The 17,219-nt window shown below is 72.1% G+C and carries 16 protein-coding genes and 2 pseudogenes; 12 read left to right on the top strand and 6 right to left on the bottom strand.

The window, feature by feature from the left end; translation table 11 throughout:
* Positions 1–69: 69 nt before the first annotated feature.
* On the bottom strand, positions 70–480 hold the full coding sequence (locus ACS04_RS03770; protein WP_048475032.1) for a RidA family protein: 411 nt from the start codon (positions 478–480) through the stop codon (positions 70–72).
* Positions 477–1,250, bottom strand: coding sequence for an IclR family transcriptional regulator (locus ACS04_RS03765; protein WP_048475031.1), 774 nt, complete (start codon positions 1,248–1,250; stop codon positions 477–479). Before ACS04_RS03765 ends, ACS04_RS03770 begins: the two co-directional genes overlap by 4 nt.
* Before the next feature lie 139 nt (positions 1,251–1,389).
* On the opposite strand from ACS04_RS03765, the pseudogene ACS04_RS03760 reads away from it, so the two are divergent.
* The 5 genes and pseudogenes from ACS04_RS03760 (at position 1,390) to ACS04_RS03740 (ending at position 6,330) form a co-directional block, all read left to right on the top strand.
* Positions 1,390–2,671, top strand: a pseudogene (locus tag ACS04_RS03760) (amino acid deaminase).
* Between the two features lie 18 nt (positions 2,672–2,689).
* Entirely contained in the window at positions 2,690–4,261 is a 1,572-nt protein-coding gene (locus ACS04_RS03755) for an N-acyl-D-amino-acid deacylase family protein (RefSeq protein ID WP_048475030.1), read from the top strand.
* Positions 4,262–4,352: 91 nt separating this feature from the next.
* A complete protein-coding gene (locus tag ACS04_RS03750) occupies positions 4,353–5,363 on the top strand; it encodes a YdcF family protein (protein ID WP_048475102.1) in 1,011 nt (336 codons plus the stop codon).
* Between the two features lie 112 nt (positions 5,364–5,475).
* Positions 5,476–5,661 (top strand): hypothetical protein, encoded by a 186-nt coding sequence (locus tag ACS04_RS03745; protein WP_030159484.1) that lies wholly within the window; start codon positions 5,476–5,478, stop codon positions 5,659–5,661.
* A gap of 222 nt (positions 5,662–5,883) precedes the next feature.
* On the top strand, positions 5,884–6,330 hold the full coding sequence (locus tag ACS04_RS03740) for a nitroreductase family deazaflavin-dependent oxidoreductase (protein WP_048475029.1): 447 nt from the start codon (positions 5,884–5,886) through the stop codon (positions 6,328–6,330).
* Between the two features lie 108 nt (positions 6,331–6,438).
* Here the strand turns inward: ACS04_RS03740 and ACS04_RS03735 are convergent, their stop codons facing one another.
* A complete protein-coding gene (locus tag ACS04_RS03735) occupies positions 6,439–6,684 on the bottom strand; it encodes a hypothetical protein (RefSeq protein ID WP_158977168.1) in 246 nt (81 codons plus the stop codon).
* A gap of 349 nt (positions 6,685–7,033) precedes the next feature.
* Here ACS04_RS03735 and ACS04_RS03730 point away from each other — a divergent pair, with 349 nt between their 5' ends.
* Positions 7,034–8,245 (top strand): pyridoxal phosphate-dependent aminotransferase, encoded by a 1,212-nt coding sequence (locus tag ACS04_RS03730; protein WP_048475027.1) that lies wholly within the window; start codon positions 7,034–7,036, stop codon positions 8,243–8,245.
* 90 nt (positions 8,246–8,335) lie between these two features.
* On the top strand, positions 8,336–8,740 hold the full coding sequence (locus ACS04_RS03725; protein ID WP_048475026.1) for an SCO4983 family protein: 405 nt from the start codon (positions 8,336–8,338) through the stop codon (positions 8,738–8,740).
* Between the two features lie 50 nt (positions 8,741–8,790).
* Here the strand turns inward: ACS04_RS03725 and ACS04_RS03720 are convergent, their stop codons facing one another.
* Positions 8,791–9,213, bottom strand: a complete 423-nt coding sequence (locus tag ACS04_RS03720; RefSeq protein WP_158977166.1) for a hypothetical protein — start codon at positions 9,211–9,213, stop codon at positions 8,791–8,793.
* Positions 9,214–9,357: 144 nt separating this feature from the next.
* On the opposite strand from ACS04_RS03720, the gene ACS04_RS03715 reads away from it, so the two are divergent.
* From ACS04_RS03715 to ACS04_RS03700, 4 genes are read left to right on the top strand one after another with little or no spacing between them, the layout of a single operon-like run.
* Positions 9,358–10,443 carry a substrate-binding domain-containing protein gene (locus ACS04_RS03715; protein ID WP_048475024.1) on the top strand — a complete coding sequence of 362 codons (1,086 nt, stop codon included), beginning with the start codon at positions 9,358–9,360 and terminating at the stop codon, positions 10,441–10,443.
* 12 nt (positions 10,444–10,455) lie between these two features.
* Positions 10,456–11,643 carry a toxic anion resistance protein gene (locus tag ACS04_RS03710; protein WP_048475023.1) on the top strand — a complete coding sequence of 396 codons (1,188 nt, stop codon included), beginning with the start codon at positions 10,456–10,458 and terminating at the stop codon, positions 11,641–11,643.
* Positions 11,640–13,256 (top strand): substrate-binding and vWA domain-containing protein, encoded by a 1,617-nt coding sequence (locus tag ACS04_RS03705; protein ID WP_048475022.1) that lies wholly within the window; start codon positions 11,640–11,642, stop codon positions 13,254–13,256. The genes ACS04_RS03710 and ACS04_RS03705 overlap by 4 nt, the downstream gene beginning before the upstream one ends.
* Positions 13,243–13,878, top strand: coding sequence for a hypothetical protein (locus ACS04_RS03700; RefSeq protein ID WP_063839229.1), 636 nt, complete (start codon positions 13,243–13,245; stop codon positions 13,876–13,878). Before ACS04_RS03705 ends, ACS04_RS03700 begins: the two co-directional genes overlap by 14 nt.
* 86 nt (positions 13,879–13,964) lie before the next feature.
* Here ACS04_RS03700 and ACS04_RS03695 read toward each other — a convergent pair whose 3' ends face one another.
* On the bottom strand, positions 13,965–15,791 hold the full coding sequence (locus tag ACS04_RS03695) for a phosphoenolpyruvate carboxykinase (GTP) (protein WP_048475020.1): 1,827 nt from the start codon (positions 15,789–15,791) through the stop codon (positions 13,965–13,967).
* A gap of 210 nt (positions 15,792–16,001) precedes the next feature.
* On the opposite strand from ACS04_RS03695, the gene trhA reads away from it, so the two are divergent.
* On the top strand, positions 16,002–16,679 hold the full coding sequence (gene trhA / locus ACS04_RS03690) for a PAQR family membrane homeostasis protein TrhA (protein WP_107438524.1): 678 nt from the start codon (positions 16,002–16,004) through the stop codon (positions 16,677–16,679).
* A 218-nt stretch (positions 16,680–16,897) separates the two neighbouring features.
* On the opposite strand, the pseudogene ACS04_RS03685 reads toward trhA, so the two are convergent.
* A pseudogene (locus ACS04_RS03685) lies at positions 16,898–17,219 on the bottom strand (glycosyltransferase); the annotation flags it as partial.

Raw genomic sequence — 17,219 nt, 5'->3', positions numbered from 1 at the left:
CCCTTCACCGCGCCCGGCGACCGCCGGGCGCGGCCCGCCGCCGTCGCGCTGCCCGCGGCGCGCGGCGCCTCAGCCGAGGACGGCGAGCGCGTCGATCTCGATGAGGAGGCCTGCGGGCAGACCCACGTAGACCGTGGTGCGGGCCGCCGGGACCTCCTTCAGCCCCTGCTGCTCGAAGTAGGCGTCGTAGAGCTCGTTCATCTCGGCGAAGTGGCCGGTGTCGGTCAGGTAGACGCGGATCATCATCACGTCGTCCCAGCCCGCGCCCCCCGCCTCCAGTACAGAGCGGACGTTCTCCAGCGTCTGGACGGTCTGCTCGCGCAGCGTCGGCCCGGCGGGCGTGGGCGCCCGGCCCTCCACGTGCGGGAGGAACCCGACCTGGCCGGCGACCTGGAGGATGTTCCCCTTGCGCACGCCGTGCGAGAAGCGGGCCGGCGGGGTGGTGTGGGTGTCGGGGGTGAGGGCGGTCTTCTCGGTCACGGGGTGTCCTCGTCGTGGTGGGGGGCGTGCGGGGAGCCGGAGTACTCCCGGCCGATGGTCTCGGCGGTGCGCCGGACCAGGGGAAGCAGTTCGAGCAGTCCCTCGGCGCTGACGACCACGCTGGGCGCGGAGACCGACAGAGCCGCGACGGCCCGCCCGTCCGGCCCGCGCACGGGCGCGCCGAGGCAGTTGACCGACTCCTCGTGCCCTCCGAGGTCGGCGGCCCAGCCCTGTTCCCGTACGAGGGCCAGCTCGCGGAGGAAGGCCTGCGCGTCGGGGGTGGAGCGGGCGGTGTGGCGGGGGTATTCGATGCGCTCGGCCAGGGCCCGCCGCTCGGCCTCGGGGAGGTCCGCGACGAGCAGCTTCGCGACGGCGGCGACGGTGAGGGGGACGGGCCGGCCGATGCGGGAGTACATGCGGACGGGGTAGCGGCTCTCGACCTTGTCGATGTACACGACCTCGTCGTCCTGGTGGAGGGCGAGGTGCACGGTGTGGCCGGTGAGGCGGTTGAGCTCGACGAGGTGGGGGTGGGCGACGGTACGGACGTCGAGGCTCTCCACGGCTTCGGCGGCGAGCGCGAAGAGCCGGGCGCCCAGGCGGTGGCGGCCGTCGGGCTGGCGGTAGGCGAAGCCGTGCTCGTGCAGGGTGCGCAGGAGGCGCAGCGCGGTGCTCTTGTGGACGCCGAGTTCCTCGGCGACCTCGCCGAGTCCCGCCGGGCCGCGCGCGAGCAGCGGCAGGATCCGCAGCGCCCGCTCCACCGACTGGCTCACGCCGTCTCCTCCCGTGCCGCCGCCGTCCGGAACCGGTACGCGAGGCCGGCCGTTGACCCCTCGTACGCAGGATGCTAGACAGCAAGCGGCAAAACACGCAACGGGCGTTGCAGCACATGCAACGCGAGGAGGATTCCGCATGGGCAGCGACGCAGTCCGACGGCTCGCCGACGAACCGCTCGACCACCGGTTCAAGGGGCTGCCGCCCGACGCCGAGCGGGCGGGCCTCACCGTCGGGCAGCTGGCCGCCGAGAAGCGGGACCTGTACACGGGCGGGTTCACCACCCCCCGTCCTGACCCTCGACGCCGAGGCGCTGGAGCACACCCTCACCGCCCTCGGCGAGTACGCCGCCCGCCACGGCCTCGCCTTCGCCCCGCACGGCAAGACCTGCATGGCCCCGCAGCTCTTCGAGCGCCAGCTGGAGCACGGCGCCTGGGGCATCACCGCCGCCGTCCCCCACCAGGCCCGCGTCTACCGCGCCTTCGGCATCCGGCGGATCTTCCTCGCCAACGAGCTCGTCGACCCGGCGGCGCTGCGCTGGGTCGCCGCCGAGCTCGCCGCCGATCCCGGCTTCCGCTTCGTCTGCTACGTCGACTCGGTCCGCGGGGTCGAGCTCATGGACCGCGGCCTGCGAGGGCAGTCCCAGGTCGTCGACGTCGTCGTCGAGCTCGGGGCCGGCGAGGGCGCCCGCACCGGCGCGCGGACCGACGAGGACTGCCGGGCCGTCGCCGACGCCGTGGCCGCGGCGGCCACCCTGCGCCTGGTCGGCATCGCCGGGTACGAGGCCGAGGTCCCGGGCGCCGACCCGGAGTCCGTGCACGCGTACCTGCGCCGGCTCACGGGGCTGGCCGTCGAGTTCGACCGGGCCGGGCGGTTCGCCGCCGGACTCGACGAGATCGTCGTCAGCGCGGGCGGCTCCGCCTGGTTCGACGCCGTCGCCGACGTGTTCGGGGAGCTCCCGCAACTGTCCCGGCCGGTGCTCAAGCTGCTGCGTTCCGGGGCGTACGTCTCCCACGACCACGGCTGGTACACCCGCCTCACCCCCTTCAACCGGGTCCCGCAGGAGGGCGGTCTGCGGCCCGCCTTCCGGCTCTGGACTCAGGTGGTCTCCCGCCCCTCCCCCACGCAGGCCTTCGTCAACGCCGGCAAGCGGGACATCGCCTACGACCTCGGCCTGCCCGAGGCCGAGCTGGTGCGCGACGCGCTGACCGGTGAGGAGCGGTCGGCCGCCGGGGTCCGCGTGGTCAAGCTGTCCGACCAGCACGCCTGGCTGGAGACCGACGCGGAGGAGGACGTGCGGGTCGGCGACTGGGTGGCGCTCGGGATGTCCCACCCGTGCACGATCTTCGAGAAGTGGCCGCTGATCCCGGTGGTCGAGGCGGACGGCACGGTCACCGACTACGTCCGCACCTTCTTCTAGGCGGGCCGGGCCGAGCCGGTGGACCTGGTCATCCGCGGGGCCCGCGTCGTCGACGGCACGGGCGGGCCCTCGTACACCGCCGACGTGGGGGTGCACGAGGGCCGGATCGCCGAGATCGGCCGGATCCGCTCCGGCGGCCGGCACACCGTCGACGCGTACGGCCTCGCCCTGGCGCCCGGCTTCGTCGACATGCACGCGCACAGCGACCTCGCCCTGCTCCGCGATCCGGACCACAGCGCCAAGGCGGCGCAGGGCGTGACCCTCGAAGTCCTCGGCCAGGACGGGCTCTCGTACGCGCCGGTCGACGACCGCACGCTCGCCGAGGTACGGGCGGCCGTCACCGGCTGGAACGGCGCGGGCGAGGACATCGCGTTCGACTGGCGGGACGTGGGCGGCTACCTGGACCGGCTCGACCGCACCGGCATCGCCGTCAACGCCGCCTACCTCGTGCCGCAGGGCACCGTCCGCGCGTACGCCCTCGGCTGGGAGGACCGCCCCGCGACCGCCGCCGAACTCGACCGGATGCGCACCCTCGTCGCCGAGGGCCTCGCACAGGGCGCGGTCGGCATGTCGTCCGGGCTCACCTACACCCCCGGCATGTACGCGTCCGGCGCCGAACTGACCGAGCTGTGCCGGGTGGTGGGCTCGTACGGCGGCTACTACTGCCCGCACCACCGCTCGTACGGGCGCGGCGCCCTGGCCGCGTACGCGGAGATGGTCGCCCTGGCCCGGGAGGCCGGCTGCGCGCTCCACCTGGCGCACGCCACCATGAACTTCGCGGAGAACGAGGGCCGGGCGGCCGAGCTGCTGGCCCTCCTCGACGCCGCCCTCGCCGCCGGGGCCGACATCAGCCTCGACTCGTACCCGTACACCCCCGGCTGCACCACCCTCGTGGCGCTGCTGCCGAGCTGGGCGAACGAGGGCGGCCCGCGGGCGGTGCTCGCCCGGCTGGGCGACGACGCCGAGTCGGAGCGGATCCGGTACGCGCTGGAGGTGACCGGGGCGGACGGCTGCCACGGCGTGCCGGTCGACTGGTCGACGATCGAGATCGCGGGGACGGCGGACCCGGCGCTCGGGTCGTACGTGGGCACGCGCCTGCGCGACTGGGAGGGCGCCCGGCGGCTGCTGCTGGCGGACCGGCTGGGGCCGACGGTCCTCCAGCACGTCGGCCACGAGGAGAACGTCCGGGCGATCATGCGGCATCCGGTCCACACCGGCGGCTCCGACGGCATCCTCCAGGGCGCGAAACCGCATCCGCGGGCGTACGGGACCTTCCCGCACTACCTCGGCCACTACGTGCGCGAGCTCGGGGTCCTCTCGCTGGAGGAGTGCGTGGCCCACCTGACGGGCCGTCCGGCGGCCCGGCTGCGGCTGGCGGACCGGGGGTTGGTGCGGGCCGGGTACCGGGCCGATCTCGTGCTGTTCGATGCGGACACGGTCGCGGCCGGGTCGACGTACGAGAACCCGCGCGTGCTGCCGAGCGGCATCCCGCACGTGCTGATCGACGGCCGGTTCGTGATGCGGGACGGGCGCAGGACGCAGGTCCTGGCGGGGCGTTCGGTGCGCAGGGCCCCGTACCGGGGTCGCTGAACGCCGCCGCGGGTCCGGGCCGCAGGAGGATGTGGGGCAGCAGCAACAGGGACGGCAGGGGGACGGGGGCCGTCCGCCTACGATGGGCGACATGCTCGCCTTTCTCCCCGCCGCGCTCTTTTTCGTCCTCTTCTGCGTGAGCGTGCGGGAGGACCGCCGGCGCTTCCGGAACGCGGTCCTGCTGGGCCTCACCCTCATGTGCGGTTCGATCGGCCTGCTGTTCCAGATACCTGAACTGCCGTCACCGCTGGACGCGATCGCCGTGCTGGTGGTACTGGTCGTGCCGACGCTCGGCACGCTCGTCCTCGGCGGCTACCTGATCCGCAACGGTCTGACGATGCTCCGCAAGGAGGGCCGCAGCCCGACCAACATGCTCTCCATGGCGGCCGGCCTGGGCATCTTCGCGCTGATCGCGCTGGTCCTCGGGGTGGCGGGGCGGGGCAACCGGGTCGTGGACACGATGGTGGCGGGGCTGGTCATGCTCGTCGGCTACGTCTCCTTCCTCTTCCTCTGCTTCCTCGCCTACGCCTTCCTGTACGGGCGGATCACGGTGCGCGGCGACGTCGACTACGTGGTGATGCTGGGTTCCGGGCTGATCTGCGGGGAGCGGGTGCCGCCGCTGCTGGCCTCCCGGCTGGAGAAGGGCCGGCAGATCCACGCCGCCCAGGTGGCCCGGGGCGGGCGCACCCCGCTGCTGCTGGTCTCGGGCGGGCAGGGATCGGACGAGAAGCTCTCGGAGGCGCGGGCGATGGCCGACTGGCTGATCGCGCGCGGGGTCCCGCAGGAGCACGTACGGCTGGAGGACCGCTCGACCACGACGAGGGAGAACCTCGCCTTCAGCCGCACGATCATGGCCGATGCGGACCCCGGCTACCGGTGCGTGGTCGTCACCAACAACTTCCACGCCTTCCGGGCCGCGATGATGGCCCGCGCGGTCGGGGTCAACGGCCAGGTGCTCGGCTCCCCGACGGCCACGTACTACTGGCCGAGCGCCACGCTGCGCGAATTCGTCGCGGTGTTCTGGGAGCACAGGGCCGTGAACCTGAGCATCTGCGCCGCGATAACGGCGGTGACGACCCTGGCGGCCGTCGCCGCCGCTTAGCCCGGGCGGTCCGCCGGGGGTACGGGCCCGATGTGCGTTCATGGCGATGTCGCCGGAGGATGAGGGGACCGGTGGCACGGAAACCGGGGGCAATCGGCGAGGAGGTATCCCGATGGACAGTGAATCGGGCCAGCAGCCCAATCGGCCGGCCAAGCTCTTCAGCGGCGGGGAACGGCCGTACGACCCCGAGGACCTCGTGATGGTGCAAGGCATGGAGCCGACTCCGGAGCGGCTCGAGAAGGCGCGCCAGCTGATCGAGAAGGAGGGGCCGCAGGTCATCGAGCGCTACCTGCCTTAGGGGATCCCCCCTCGAGCGGTGGTGGCAGGTACGAAGCTGCTGGTGGCCCCGGCCGGGCGGTGTTCCCGGGCCGGGGCCACGACGGGCTGCCACGGGCTGCCGACGGGGGGATGCCCCCGGGGGGACGCGGGCTGCCCCGAGCGCGATCCGGGCGATCACCGCATCCAGAATCGGCGAAGGATCGTTAAGCCGCGCGGGGGGTCTGATTTCGGAGGCACCGCCATGCAGACGATCACCATCGACTGGGACCACCCCACCGACCCGCGCCGCAGCCGCGAACGGGAGCACGTCCGGGACTACGTGAGCACCGGCGGGCTCGACGGCCACCTGTGGCACGGGGTCCCCACCCTCCTGCTCACCACGCTCGACCGCGCCACGGGCCGGACCGGCCGGACCCCGCTGATCTACGTCGAGGACGCGGGCCGGCACATCGTGCTCGCCGCCGACTGGGGCGCCGCGGAGCACCCGGCCTGGTACCGGAACCTGACCGCCCACCCGGAGGTGCGCCTCCAGGTCGGTGCGGCCGTCTTCCAGGCCACGGCCCGCACGGCGTGCGCCGTGGAGCGCGAGATCTACTGGCCGGCGATGACGGCCCTGTGGCCCCTCTTCGACGACTACCAGGCGTCCGCCTCCCCCCGCGAGATCCCCATGGTGATCATCAGCAGGTAGGACACCCCGGGCGGGGCCGTGCACGCCCGCGGCCACGCCCGGCACGCCCGGGAGGGGGACCACCGGCAACGGGCCGGCGAGAATCGCGGGCCCGCTGCGGTCGCCCGCTCAGAGGTATTCGCGGGCGAATTCCATCGCCCATTCCACCGCCGCGATCGGGACGCTGCCCGACAGGGGGTCGATGGTCAGCCGGGCGCTCTCCCAGCCCTGGCCGTGCTCGCGGTGGATCGCGAAATGCGCCTCCTCGGCCTCCCCGCCGCACTCGGCACCCTCGCCGTCCTCCCCGCTCCGCGGTGCGACCAGGAACTCGATCGCCCGGTCGTCCCCGTCCGTGCCCACCGTCCTGATCGCCATGCCGCCGACCATGAATTCCACGCTCCGCCCCCGCCTTCCCACGCCTCCGGCCCGCCGTCCCGGCAAGCCTGCGCCGCGGTGGCGCCGCGGCGCATGAGTGCGCGTACTCATGCCCGTACTCAGGCCCCGTACGCACCCCGTGCGCACGCCCCGACGTGACGCGTGCAACACCGCGGATCCGGCGCCACCCGGATTCACCCATTCCGCAGGTCGGGGCGGGTCGGTGGCCGCCGTTTCCAAGGGCGGACCGGGCCGCCACCGTCCCATCATTCGAAACAGGACATATCCATCCCCCACTCCCGTCCCGAATACCTCGGCGCGGCGGCCGCCCGGCCCGTAAGCTCCCGTCATGCAGGTGATCCAGTCAACGAAACTCGCCAACGTCTGCTACGAGATCCGCGGGCCCGTGCTCGAAGAGGCCATGCGGCTCGAAGCGGCAGGTCATCGCATCCTCAAGCTGAACACCGGCAACCCCGCGGCCTTCGGCTTCGAGTGCCCGCCGGAGATCCTCGAGGACATGCTCCGCAACCTGGGCAACGCGCACGGGTACGGGGACGCGAAGGGGCTGCTCTCCGCGCGCCGCGCGGTCATGCAGCACTACCAGACCAAGGGCATCGAGCTGGACGTCGAGGACATCTACCTCGGCAACGGCGTCTCCGAGCTGATCCAGATGTCGATGCAGGCGCTGCTCGACGACGGCGACGAGGTGCTGGTCCCGGCGCCGGACTACCCCCTGTGGACGGCCTCCGTCAGCCTGGCCGGCGGCACCGCCGTGCACTACCGCTGCGACGAGCAGTCCGACTGGATGCCCGACCTCGCCGACATCGAGCGCAAGATCACCGACCGCACCCGCGCGATCGTGATCATCAACCCGAACAACCCGACCGGCGCCGTCTACGACGACGAGATGCTGCGCGGGCTGACCGACATCGCGCGCCGCCACGACCTGATCGTCTGCTCGGACGAGATCTACGACCGGATCCTCTACGACGGCGCCACGCACACGAACACCGCCGCCATCGCGCCCGACCTGCTGACGCTCACCTTCAACGGGCTCTCCAAGAACTACCGCGTCGCCGGCTACCGGGCCGGCTGGATGGCGGTCTGCGGCCCCAAGAAGCACGCCTCGTCGTACATCGAGGGCCTGACGATCCTGGCCAACATGCGGCTGTGCGCGAACATGCCCTCGCAGCACGCCGTCGCGACCGCCCTCGGCGGCCGGCAGTCGATCCACGACCTGGTCCTGCCGGGCGGGCGGCTGCTGGAGCAGCGCGACACGGCGTACGACCTGCTGACGCAGATCCCCGGCATCACCTGCGTGAAGCCGAAGGGGGCGCTGTACCTGTTCCCGAAGCTGGACCCGGCCGTCTACAAGATCAAGGACGACCGGCAGATGGTGCTCGACCTGCTGCGGGCCGAGAAGATCATGGTCGTGCACGGTACGGGCTTCAACTGGTCCGAGCCCGACCACTTCCGCATCGTGACGCTGCCGAACGCCAAGGACCTGGCGGACGCGGTGACCCGGATCGGGAAGTTCCTGGACGGCTACGGCCAGCCGTAGCGGGCCGATCGGCACTCGTTGCCGGATCGAGCACAACTTTAGAACAGATCCAATGTAGGATGGCCTCCTGACCACGCAGGAGGCCCCCTCATGTACGAGCCGATCCGCACGAAGCCGGTCGTCCACCGCGTGGGCGGCCACCACTCCGACGGCCGCGCGGGCTACCCGCACAGCAGCCGCGCCGAGGCGCTGGACACCCAGCTGGCCGGGCACCTGGCGGCCCTGCTCGCCGTCACCGACGAGCTCGGGCTCGACGGCGCCGCCGCGCGGATCGCCGCGCAGGTGACGCGGCTGCGGGGCGCCGAGCCGGCGCGGGCGGCCCGCGCCGAGGTCGCGGATCCCGCCGGGCTCGCCGCTCTGCACCGGCGGGCCCATGACCTGGCCGGGCGGGCGCTGGTCGTCGCCGCGTCCCGCGCCGACACCACCGTCGCGATCCTCGCCGCCGAGCGGATGGACGCGCACGCCGCCGAGCTGAACCTGGCCGGCAGCCACTGATCGGCCCCGGTCCGGGGCCGCGGAGGCTCCGGACCGGGCGCCATGCCCTCCTACCGGGCCGCCGTGAACTCCGCCGCCGCCACCCCGCACCAGGGGACCGTGGACGCCGGCCAGACCGGACCCAGGGCCTCCGCGTGTTCGGTGGCGTCCGGGGCCACGTTCGGGAGTTTCACCAGGGCCTGGGGCGCACGGGCGGCGGCCGGGTCCACGGTGGCCCGCTCACGGAACTCGACCGTGACCAGGTAGCCGCCGATGCCCTCGGGGCGGCCCGAGACCTCGACCGCCGCCACCACCCGGCGGCTGCCGGGGTCGATCCGGCAGCCGGTGACCCGTACGTCCTGCACCGCCGGTCGCGGCGGCGCCGCGCCCGGTTCTCCGCTGGCCCACACGTACAGGCCCAGCGGGGCGAACACCAGCAGGCCGGCCAGCGCCGTCAGGCCCACCACCCAGCCCTGCCACTTCAACGCGCTCACGCCCATGGGGACGATCCTCCCGGCCTGCCGCCCCGCCTGCCAGCACCGGCCGATCCACACAGCATTTCGAAGTGGGACCGCCTGGACACCTGACGTTCATTCAACTTGACGCGGAATGTGGGTTTCCGCGAGCACGCTGCACCCGTGAGACGCATCCTGGGCATCGCACTGGCGGTCCTCCTCCTCGGCGGCGTGGTCGCCGTCGCGCTCGCCGGAGGAAAGGACGAGCCGGCCACGGCGACGAAGACCGTGAAGGGCGTCATCGGATCCGAGAAGTCCGCATACTTCCGGGACTCTGACGTCGTCAAAGCCCTGGCCGACAAGGGCTACACCGTGAAGACCGAAACCTCGGGATCCTGGGCGATGGACCGACTCGCCCTCAAGGATTTCGACTTCGCCTTCCCCGGCAGCAGCGAGCCCGCACCGGAGATCGAGGCCGCGGCCGGCGTCAAGGGGGCCCAGACCACCAAGCCGTTCTTCTCCCCGCTCGTGGTCATCGCCCGCGCCAACGCCGCCAAGGTGCTCGTCGACAACGGCCTCGCCACGACGAACGGGAAGAACTCCGGGACCCTCCTCATGGGCCCCTACCTCAAGGCGGCCGCCGAGGACCGCAAGTGGCAGCAGCTCTCCGGCTCCGCGGCCTTCGCCGAGCTGACCGGCACGGTGTTCATCAAGACCACCGATCCGATGACGTCCAACTCCGGGGCGCTGTTCCTGGCCGCCACCTCCAACGTCGCCAACGACAAGACGGTGGTCTCCGACGACGCCGGGATCGAGCGCACCGCGCCCCTGATGCAGAAGCTGATCCGCGTCCAGGGCGCGCTGGAGCCGAGTACGGACGACCCCTTCCGGGCCTTCATATCCGGCAGCGGCGAGCCGCTCATCCTGGCCTACGAGTCCCAGGTGGCCTCGCTCCTCCAGCAGAAGCCCGCACCGGGTGTCACCGACGGCATGGTGGTGCTCTACCCGGACACCACCGTCAACTCCCCGCACACCTTCGTGCCGATCAGCGAGAAGGCCGAGGAGCTCGGCTCCCTCCTCGCGAACGACCCGAAGCTGCGCGAGCTGGCCGTGCGGCACGGGTTCCGGCCGCAGAACGGCGTGCCCGAGTTCACCGCGGCCACCGCCTCGCACGCCGCGTACCTCAACCCGGAGCTGACGGGCATCCGCCAGGTCAGCGCACCGACCGTCAAGATCCTCATGGCGCTCGCCGCGCGCGCCAAGAGCTAGGGGGACCCACGCATGACGCTGACACCACCCGAGGAGAGCCCGCTCGTCCTCACCGCCCCCGAGCCCGTCGCCCCCGTCAAGCGGGAGCAGGCCTCGGGCCTCGTCCCGCTCCAGGACGGGGTGCGCGAGGAGATGGCCCGCCGGGCCGGGGAGTACGTCGGCTCGCTCGCCGGGATCGACACCCGCTCCCCCGAGTTCGCGAGCCGGATCGGGGAGATATCCGCACTCGGCGCCGGCGACATCCGCAGCGCCGCCCGGCAGTCCAACCGCATGCTGGACCGGGCCGTGCGCTCGCTCGGCTCCGACGGCGGCGGCGACGCCCAGGCCCGTGTCGCGGGCTCCCTCGTCGAACTGCGCCGCACCGTCGAGGACCTCGACCCGCGGGACACGCCCGCCAGGGGAGCCCGCAAGCTGCTCGCGAAGCTGCCCGGGGGCAACAGGTTCCGCGACCACGTGGCCAAGTACGCCTCCTCGCAGGCCACGCTCAACCGCATCGTGGGCTCGCTGCGCAGCGGCCAGGACGAGCTGCGCCGCGACAACGCGGCCCTGCACACCGAGCGGGCCCACCTGTGGGAGACCATGGGCAAGCTCCAGGAGTACGCGGTCCTCACCGAGGCCCTGGACGAGGCCGTGGCGGAGCGGATCGCCGAGACCGGCCACGCGGATCCGCAGGCGGCCGAGGCGATGCGCGCCGACCTGCTCTTCCCGGTCCGGCAGAAGCACCAGGACCTGCTGACCCAGCTCGCGGTGTGCGCGCAGGGCTACCTGGCGATGGACGTGGTCCGGCGCAACAACGACGAGCTGATCAAGGGCGTCGACCGGGCCGCCACCACCACCGTGTCCGCGCTGCGGATCGCCGTGATGCTGGCCTCGGCCCTCGACAACCAGCGCAAGGTGGTCGAGCAGGTCAACGCCCTGAAGGGGACGACCGAGGAGCTGATCCGGGGCAACGCGGACATGCTTTCCACGCAGAGCGGCGAGATCCAGCGGATCGCGGCCGATCCGGCGGTGGGCGCCGAGACGCTGCGCACGGCCTTCGCGCAGATCTACCGGACGCTGGACGCGATCGACACGTTCAAGGCGCAGGCGACCGAGAACATGGCCGCCACCGTCGAGTCCCTGACCGGGGAGCTGCGGACCGCCTCGGCCCATCTGGCCCGCACGCGCGTCCCCGGTGTGCTGGAGGGTGGCGAGCGATGAGCGTGCGTACCGCATCGGTGCGCCGGCGGCTGGCCGCGGCGGTCGCGCTCGCCGCGACCCTGCTCGGGGCCTCGGCCTGCGACGCCGGCTCTCCGGATCCGGCGAAGCCCACGCAGTCGAAGTACCAGGAGGGCAAGCTGCGCGTGCTGGCCTCCAGCGAACTGGCCGACATGGAGCCGGTGCTGAAGGCGGCGAAGGCGGCCACCGGGGTCGGCGTCGAGCTCACCTGGACCGGCACCCTGGACGCGGCCGAGCAGGTGGCCTCGGGGAAGGCCGACGGCAAGTACGACGCCATCTGGCTCTCCTCGAACGACTACCTGCGGCTGCGTCCGGAGGCGGCGGGCAAGCTCAGCAGCGAGACGCCGGTGATGTCCTCGCCCGTCGCGCTGGGCGTACGGGCGGAGGCGCTGGCCCGGCTCGGCTGGAAGCCGGAGGAGGTGACCTGGTCGGCGGTGTACGAGGCGGTCGCCGCGGGGAAGCTGACGTACGGGATGACCGACCCGGTGCGCTCCAACTCCGGTTTCTCCGCCCTGATATCGGTGGCCTCCGGGCTGTCGGGCGCGCAGGCGGCGCTGACCGACGCGGACGTGAAGACGGCGCAGCCCAAGCTGAAGGAGTTCTTCGCCGGGCAGAAGCTGACCTCGGGCTCCTCCGGCTGGCTGGCCACGGCGTACGCCAAGCGCGGCGACGTGGACGCGCTGGTGAACTACGAGTCCGTGCTGCTGTCCATGAACCGGGACGCGAAGGCGGGCCTGACGGTGATCCGGCCGCGCGACGGGGTGGTCACGGCGCACTACCCGCTGACCCTGCTGACCTCGGCCCCGTCCGGGGCCCGCGAGTCGGGGCGGGCGCTGACCGACTACCTGAGCGGGGCCGAGGCGCAGAAGGCGATCACCGAGAGGACCTTCCGCCGGCCGGTCGCGGCCGGGGTGCAGCCGGCGGCCGGGCTGGCCGCGGACAAGCGGCGCGAGCTGCCCTTCCCGGGCACCCGTCCGGTCGCGGACGGGCTGCTGGCCTCGTACGAGAACGAGCTGCGCCGGCCCTCGCGGACGGTGTACGTGCTGGACACCTCGGGCTCGATGGAGGAGGAGGACCGCATAGGGCGGCTGCACTCGGCGCTCACCGAGCTGACGGGGACCGGCGATTCGGGGACCGGGCAGCGGTTCCGGGACCGCGAGGAGGTGACGCTCCTGCCGTTCGGCGACAAGGTGAAGAAGGTGCTGACGCACGTGGTCGAGCCGGGGAATCCGGGGCCCGCGCTGGACGCGATCCGAAACGACGTGAAGTCGCTCCGGCCGGAGGGGGGTACGGCGGTGTACGGCAGTCTGAAGGCCGCGTACGAGCACCTGGGCCGGGGCAACGCGGACGCGTTCACCTCGATCGTGCTGATGACGGACGGGCAGAGCGGCGACAAGGCGCGGGACTTCGACTCCTTCTACGCCGGGCTGCCGGACGCGCAGAAGCGCACGCCGGTCTTCGCGGTGCTCTTCGGGGACTCGGACCGCAAGGAGCTCTCCCACATCACCGAGCTGACCGGCGGGCGGCTCTTCGACGCCACCGGGGGCAACGGTTCGCTGGACGGGGCCTTCGAGGAGATCCGTGGCTACCAGTAGGTCCCTCGCGAGGGGGCTCGGCGCGCGTCTTCTCGCCTACGTCGAGTCGAAGAAGAACCTGGTCGGCAGTGGCTGCGGGGTGGCCGGGCTGGGCCTGACCGTCACCGGGGCGGCGGGCACGTACTGGCCGGTGGTCGTGGCGGGGCTCTACGGGGTGGGCGCGCTGATCGCCCCGCCGGAGCGGCCGGCCCCGCCGCCGCCCGGGGGCCCCACCGAGCAGCTGAACGACATCCGGGAACGGTTCGCGCGGCTGCGGGAGTACGTGGCCGAGGTGGACCTGCCGGATCCGGCCGGGGGCCGGCTCGCGGAGCTGATGGAGCTGTACGGGGCGCTGCTGGAGCCGGGGTGGGTGGCGGAAGTGCTGGCCGCCGACCCGGAGTCGGTGCACGTGCTGTCGCGGGCGATCGAGCTGGACGTGCCCGAGTGCGTGGACACCTACAACCGCACGCGCTGGTGGACCCGGCTCACGCCGGGCGGGGAGTCCCCGGAGCGCCACCTGGAGCTGCAGCTCTCGCTGCTGCACGAGGAGGCGGAACGCCTGACGGCGGGCCTCCGCGAAGCAGAGGCCCGCCGTCAGCAGACGCACACGACCTACCTGGAGGAGCGCGGACAACACTCCTGACAGGGATCCGGTCGGTGCTGCGGTGGGAACCGCTTGGTCGGGGGCTCCCACACTCAGGTGCCCGGAGTCGCCTCCGGACAGGTCTTTCAGCCCAGGCGCTCGACGAGCGCGTGGTACTGGTCCCACAGCTCCTTGGGAGTGTGGTCGCCGTAGGTGTTCAGGTGCTCCGGGACCAGGGAGGCCTCGTCGCGCCAGACCTCCTTGTCGACGGTGAGCAGGAAGTCGAGGTCCGCCTCGGGGAGGTCCAGGCCCTCCAGGTCGAGGGAGTCCTTGGTGGGAAGGATGCCGATGGGGGTCTCGACGCCGGCGGCCTTGCCTTCGAGGCGCTCGACGATCCACTTCAGGACGCGGCTGTTCTCGCCGAAGCCGGGCCAGACGAACTTGCCCGCGTCGTTCTTGCGGAACCAGTTCACGTAGTAGATCTTCGGGAGCTTGGACTGGTCCTTGCCCTTGGCCACGTCGATCCAGTGGCCCATGTAGTCGCCCATGTTGTAGCCGCAGAACGGCAGCATGGCGAACGGGTCGCGGCGCAGCTCGCCGACCTTGCCCTCGGCGGCGGCGGTCTTCTCGGAGGCGATGTTCGAGCCGATGAAGACGCCGTGGTTCCAGTCGAAGGACTCGGTGACCAGCGGGACCGCGGAGGCGCGGCGGCCGCCGAAGAGGATCGCGGAGACCGGGACGCCCTTGGGGTCCTCCCACTCGGGGGCGATCGTCGGGCACTGGGAGGCCGGAACGGCGAAGCGGGCGTTGGGGTGGGCCGCCGGGGTCTGGGACTCCGGGGTCCAGGCGTTGCCCTTCCAGTCGATGAGGTGCGCGGGCGCCTCTTCGGTCATGCCCTCCCACCAGACGTCGGAGCCGTCCGGGGTGAGCGCGACGTTGGTGAAGACGGTGTTGGCGTACATCGTCTTCATCGCGTTGGCGTTGGTGTGCTCGCCGGTGCCGGGGGCGACGCCGAAGAAGCCGGCCTCGGGGTTGATCGCGTACAGGCGACCGTCCTCGCCGAAGCGCATCCAGGCGATGTCGTCGCCGATGGTCTCGACCGTCCAGCCGGGGATCGTGGGCTCCAGCATGGCCAGGTTCGTCTTGCCGCAGGCGCTCGGGAACGCGGCGGCGACGTACTTCGCCTCGCCCTGCGGCGGGGTGAGCTTGAGGATCAGCATGTGCTCGGCGAGCCAGCCCTCGTCGCGGGCCATGACGGACGCGATGCGCAGGGCGTAGCACTTCTTGCCGAGCAGGGCGTTGCCGCCGTAGCCGGATCCGAAGGACCAGATCTCGCGGGTCTCCGGGAAGTGCGAGATGTACTTGGTGGTGTTGCAGGGCCACGGCACGTCGGCCTGGCCCTCGGCGAGCGGAGCGCCGAGGGTGTGGACGGCCTTGACGAAGAACCCGTCGGTGCCGAGCTCGTCGAGTACGGGCTTGCCCATGCGGGTCATCGTGCGCATGGCGACGGCGACGTAGGCGGAGTCGGTGATCTCGACGCCGATCGCGGAGAGCTCGGAGCCGAGGGGGCCCATGCAGAACGGGACGACGTACATCGTCCGGCCCTTCATGGAGCCGCGGAAGATGCCTTCCTCCCCGGCGAAGATCTCCTTCATCTCCGCGGGGGCCTTCCAGTGGTTGGTCGGGCCCGCGTCCTCCTCCTTCTCGGAGCAGATGAAGGTCCGGTCCTCGACGCGCGCGACGTCGGACGGGTCGGAGGCGGCGTAGTACGAGTTGGGTCGCTTGCCCTCGTCCAGCTTCTTGAACGTGCCCTTGGCGACGAGCTCCGCGCACAGGCGCTCGTACTCGGCCTCGGAGCCGTCGCACCAGACGACCTGGTCCGGCTCGGTGATCGCTGCGATCTCGTCCACCCAGGAGATCAGCTCCTGGTGGGTCGTCGGGAGGGAAAGGGGAGCCGCGTTCTCGCGCGCCACGATTGCTCCTTGAAGAGGGGTTGTTTGGTGTTTGCCCCGTGGGGGCTGCGACCCGGACGCTTCGCGCTCCGCTCATCCGGTGCCGACCGCACTCATCTGATCATCCGGTGCATGTGCGCATATGTCCAGGGGGCTTCTCACGTGAGCATCGCCACTCCCGTCAATCTTCCGTAAAGCGCACTAACGGAAACCTACGGACCCGTAGGTAGCATGTCGGCCATGACTTCTGACGCCGCCGCCGCTCCGGCCGCACCGGAGGCCAAGCCGCTGATGCGCGGCTGGCTGCACACCGGGATGTTCCCCGCCGTCGTCGTCGCGGGCCTGGCGCTGATGACCTTCACCCACTCCACGCGGGCGCGGGTGGCGTGCGGGGTGTACATCCTCACGGCCTGCCTGCTGTTCGGCATCAGCGCCGTGTACCACCGCGGCACCTGGGGGCCGCGGGGCGAGGCGATCTTGCGGCGTCTCGACCACGCCAACATTTTTCTGATCATCGCAGGGACCTATACCCCGCTGACGGTCCTCCTCCTCCCGCCCTCCACCGGACGGACGCTCCTGTGGGCGGTGTGGATCGCGGCCGCGGCCGGCATAGCCTTCCGCGTCTTCTGGGTCGGCGCCCCCCGCTGGCTGTACACCCCCTGCTACATAGCGATGGGCTGGGCCGCGGTCTTCTTCCTTCCCGACTTCCTGCGCACCGGTGGCATCGCCGTCCTGGTCCTGGTGGTCGTCGGCGGACTCCTCTACAGCGCGGGCGGCGTGATCTACGGGATCAAGCGCCCGAACCCCTCCCCCCGCTTCTTCGGGTTCCACGAGGTCTTCCACTCGCTGACCCTGGCCGCCTTCGTGGCCCACTACATCGGCATCTCGCTCGCCGCGTACCAGCACTAGGGCACGAACCCGCGGGAGCAGCAGGACCCGCAGGAGCAGCGGGAGCAGCAGGACCCGCAGGAGCCCCGGCGCCCATCGGCGCCGGGGCTCCTCCCGTTGCGGGGTGTCCGGCACCGCTACGTGCAGACGAGGCCGTCGCCGTCCGGGTCGGGGGCGCGCCGCGGCCGGACAGCCGCTGCGAGTCCTTCTCCCGGTAGACCTGGAGGAGCCCTGGTACCAGCGGGTGCGCTGCGGAAGGCGTGGTCGACGTGGGCGAGCAGCTCGGGATGGACCTGGTCCTCGGCGTCGAAGACCCCGACGATGTCGCCCCGGCAGTGCGGAAGGGCGGTGTTGAGGGCCTTCGGCTTGTTCTTGGACGCGTGGTGGTCGACGACGACCCGTACGCGCTCCGGCGCCCGCGCGGCCGCGGCCCCGGCGACGGCGGCGGTCTCCGGGTCGTCGTGCCCGACGGTGACGATGATCTCGTAGTCGCCGTGGCTCGATTCGAGCAGCCGCTCGATCGTGTGGCGCAGGACCGCCTGCTCGTGCCGGGCCGGCAGG

It is taken from the genome of Streptomyces roseus (assembly GCF_001044425.1).
GTDB classification, from domain to species: domain Bacteria; phylum Actinomycetota; class Actinomycetes; order Streptomycetales; family Streptomycetaceae; genus Streptomyces; species Streptomyces roseus.
Note: the sequence above shows the minus strand (reverse complement) of the source record. Positions and strands in the feature narration are given on the sequence as shown.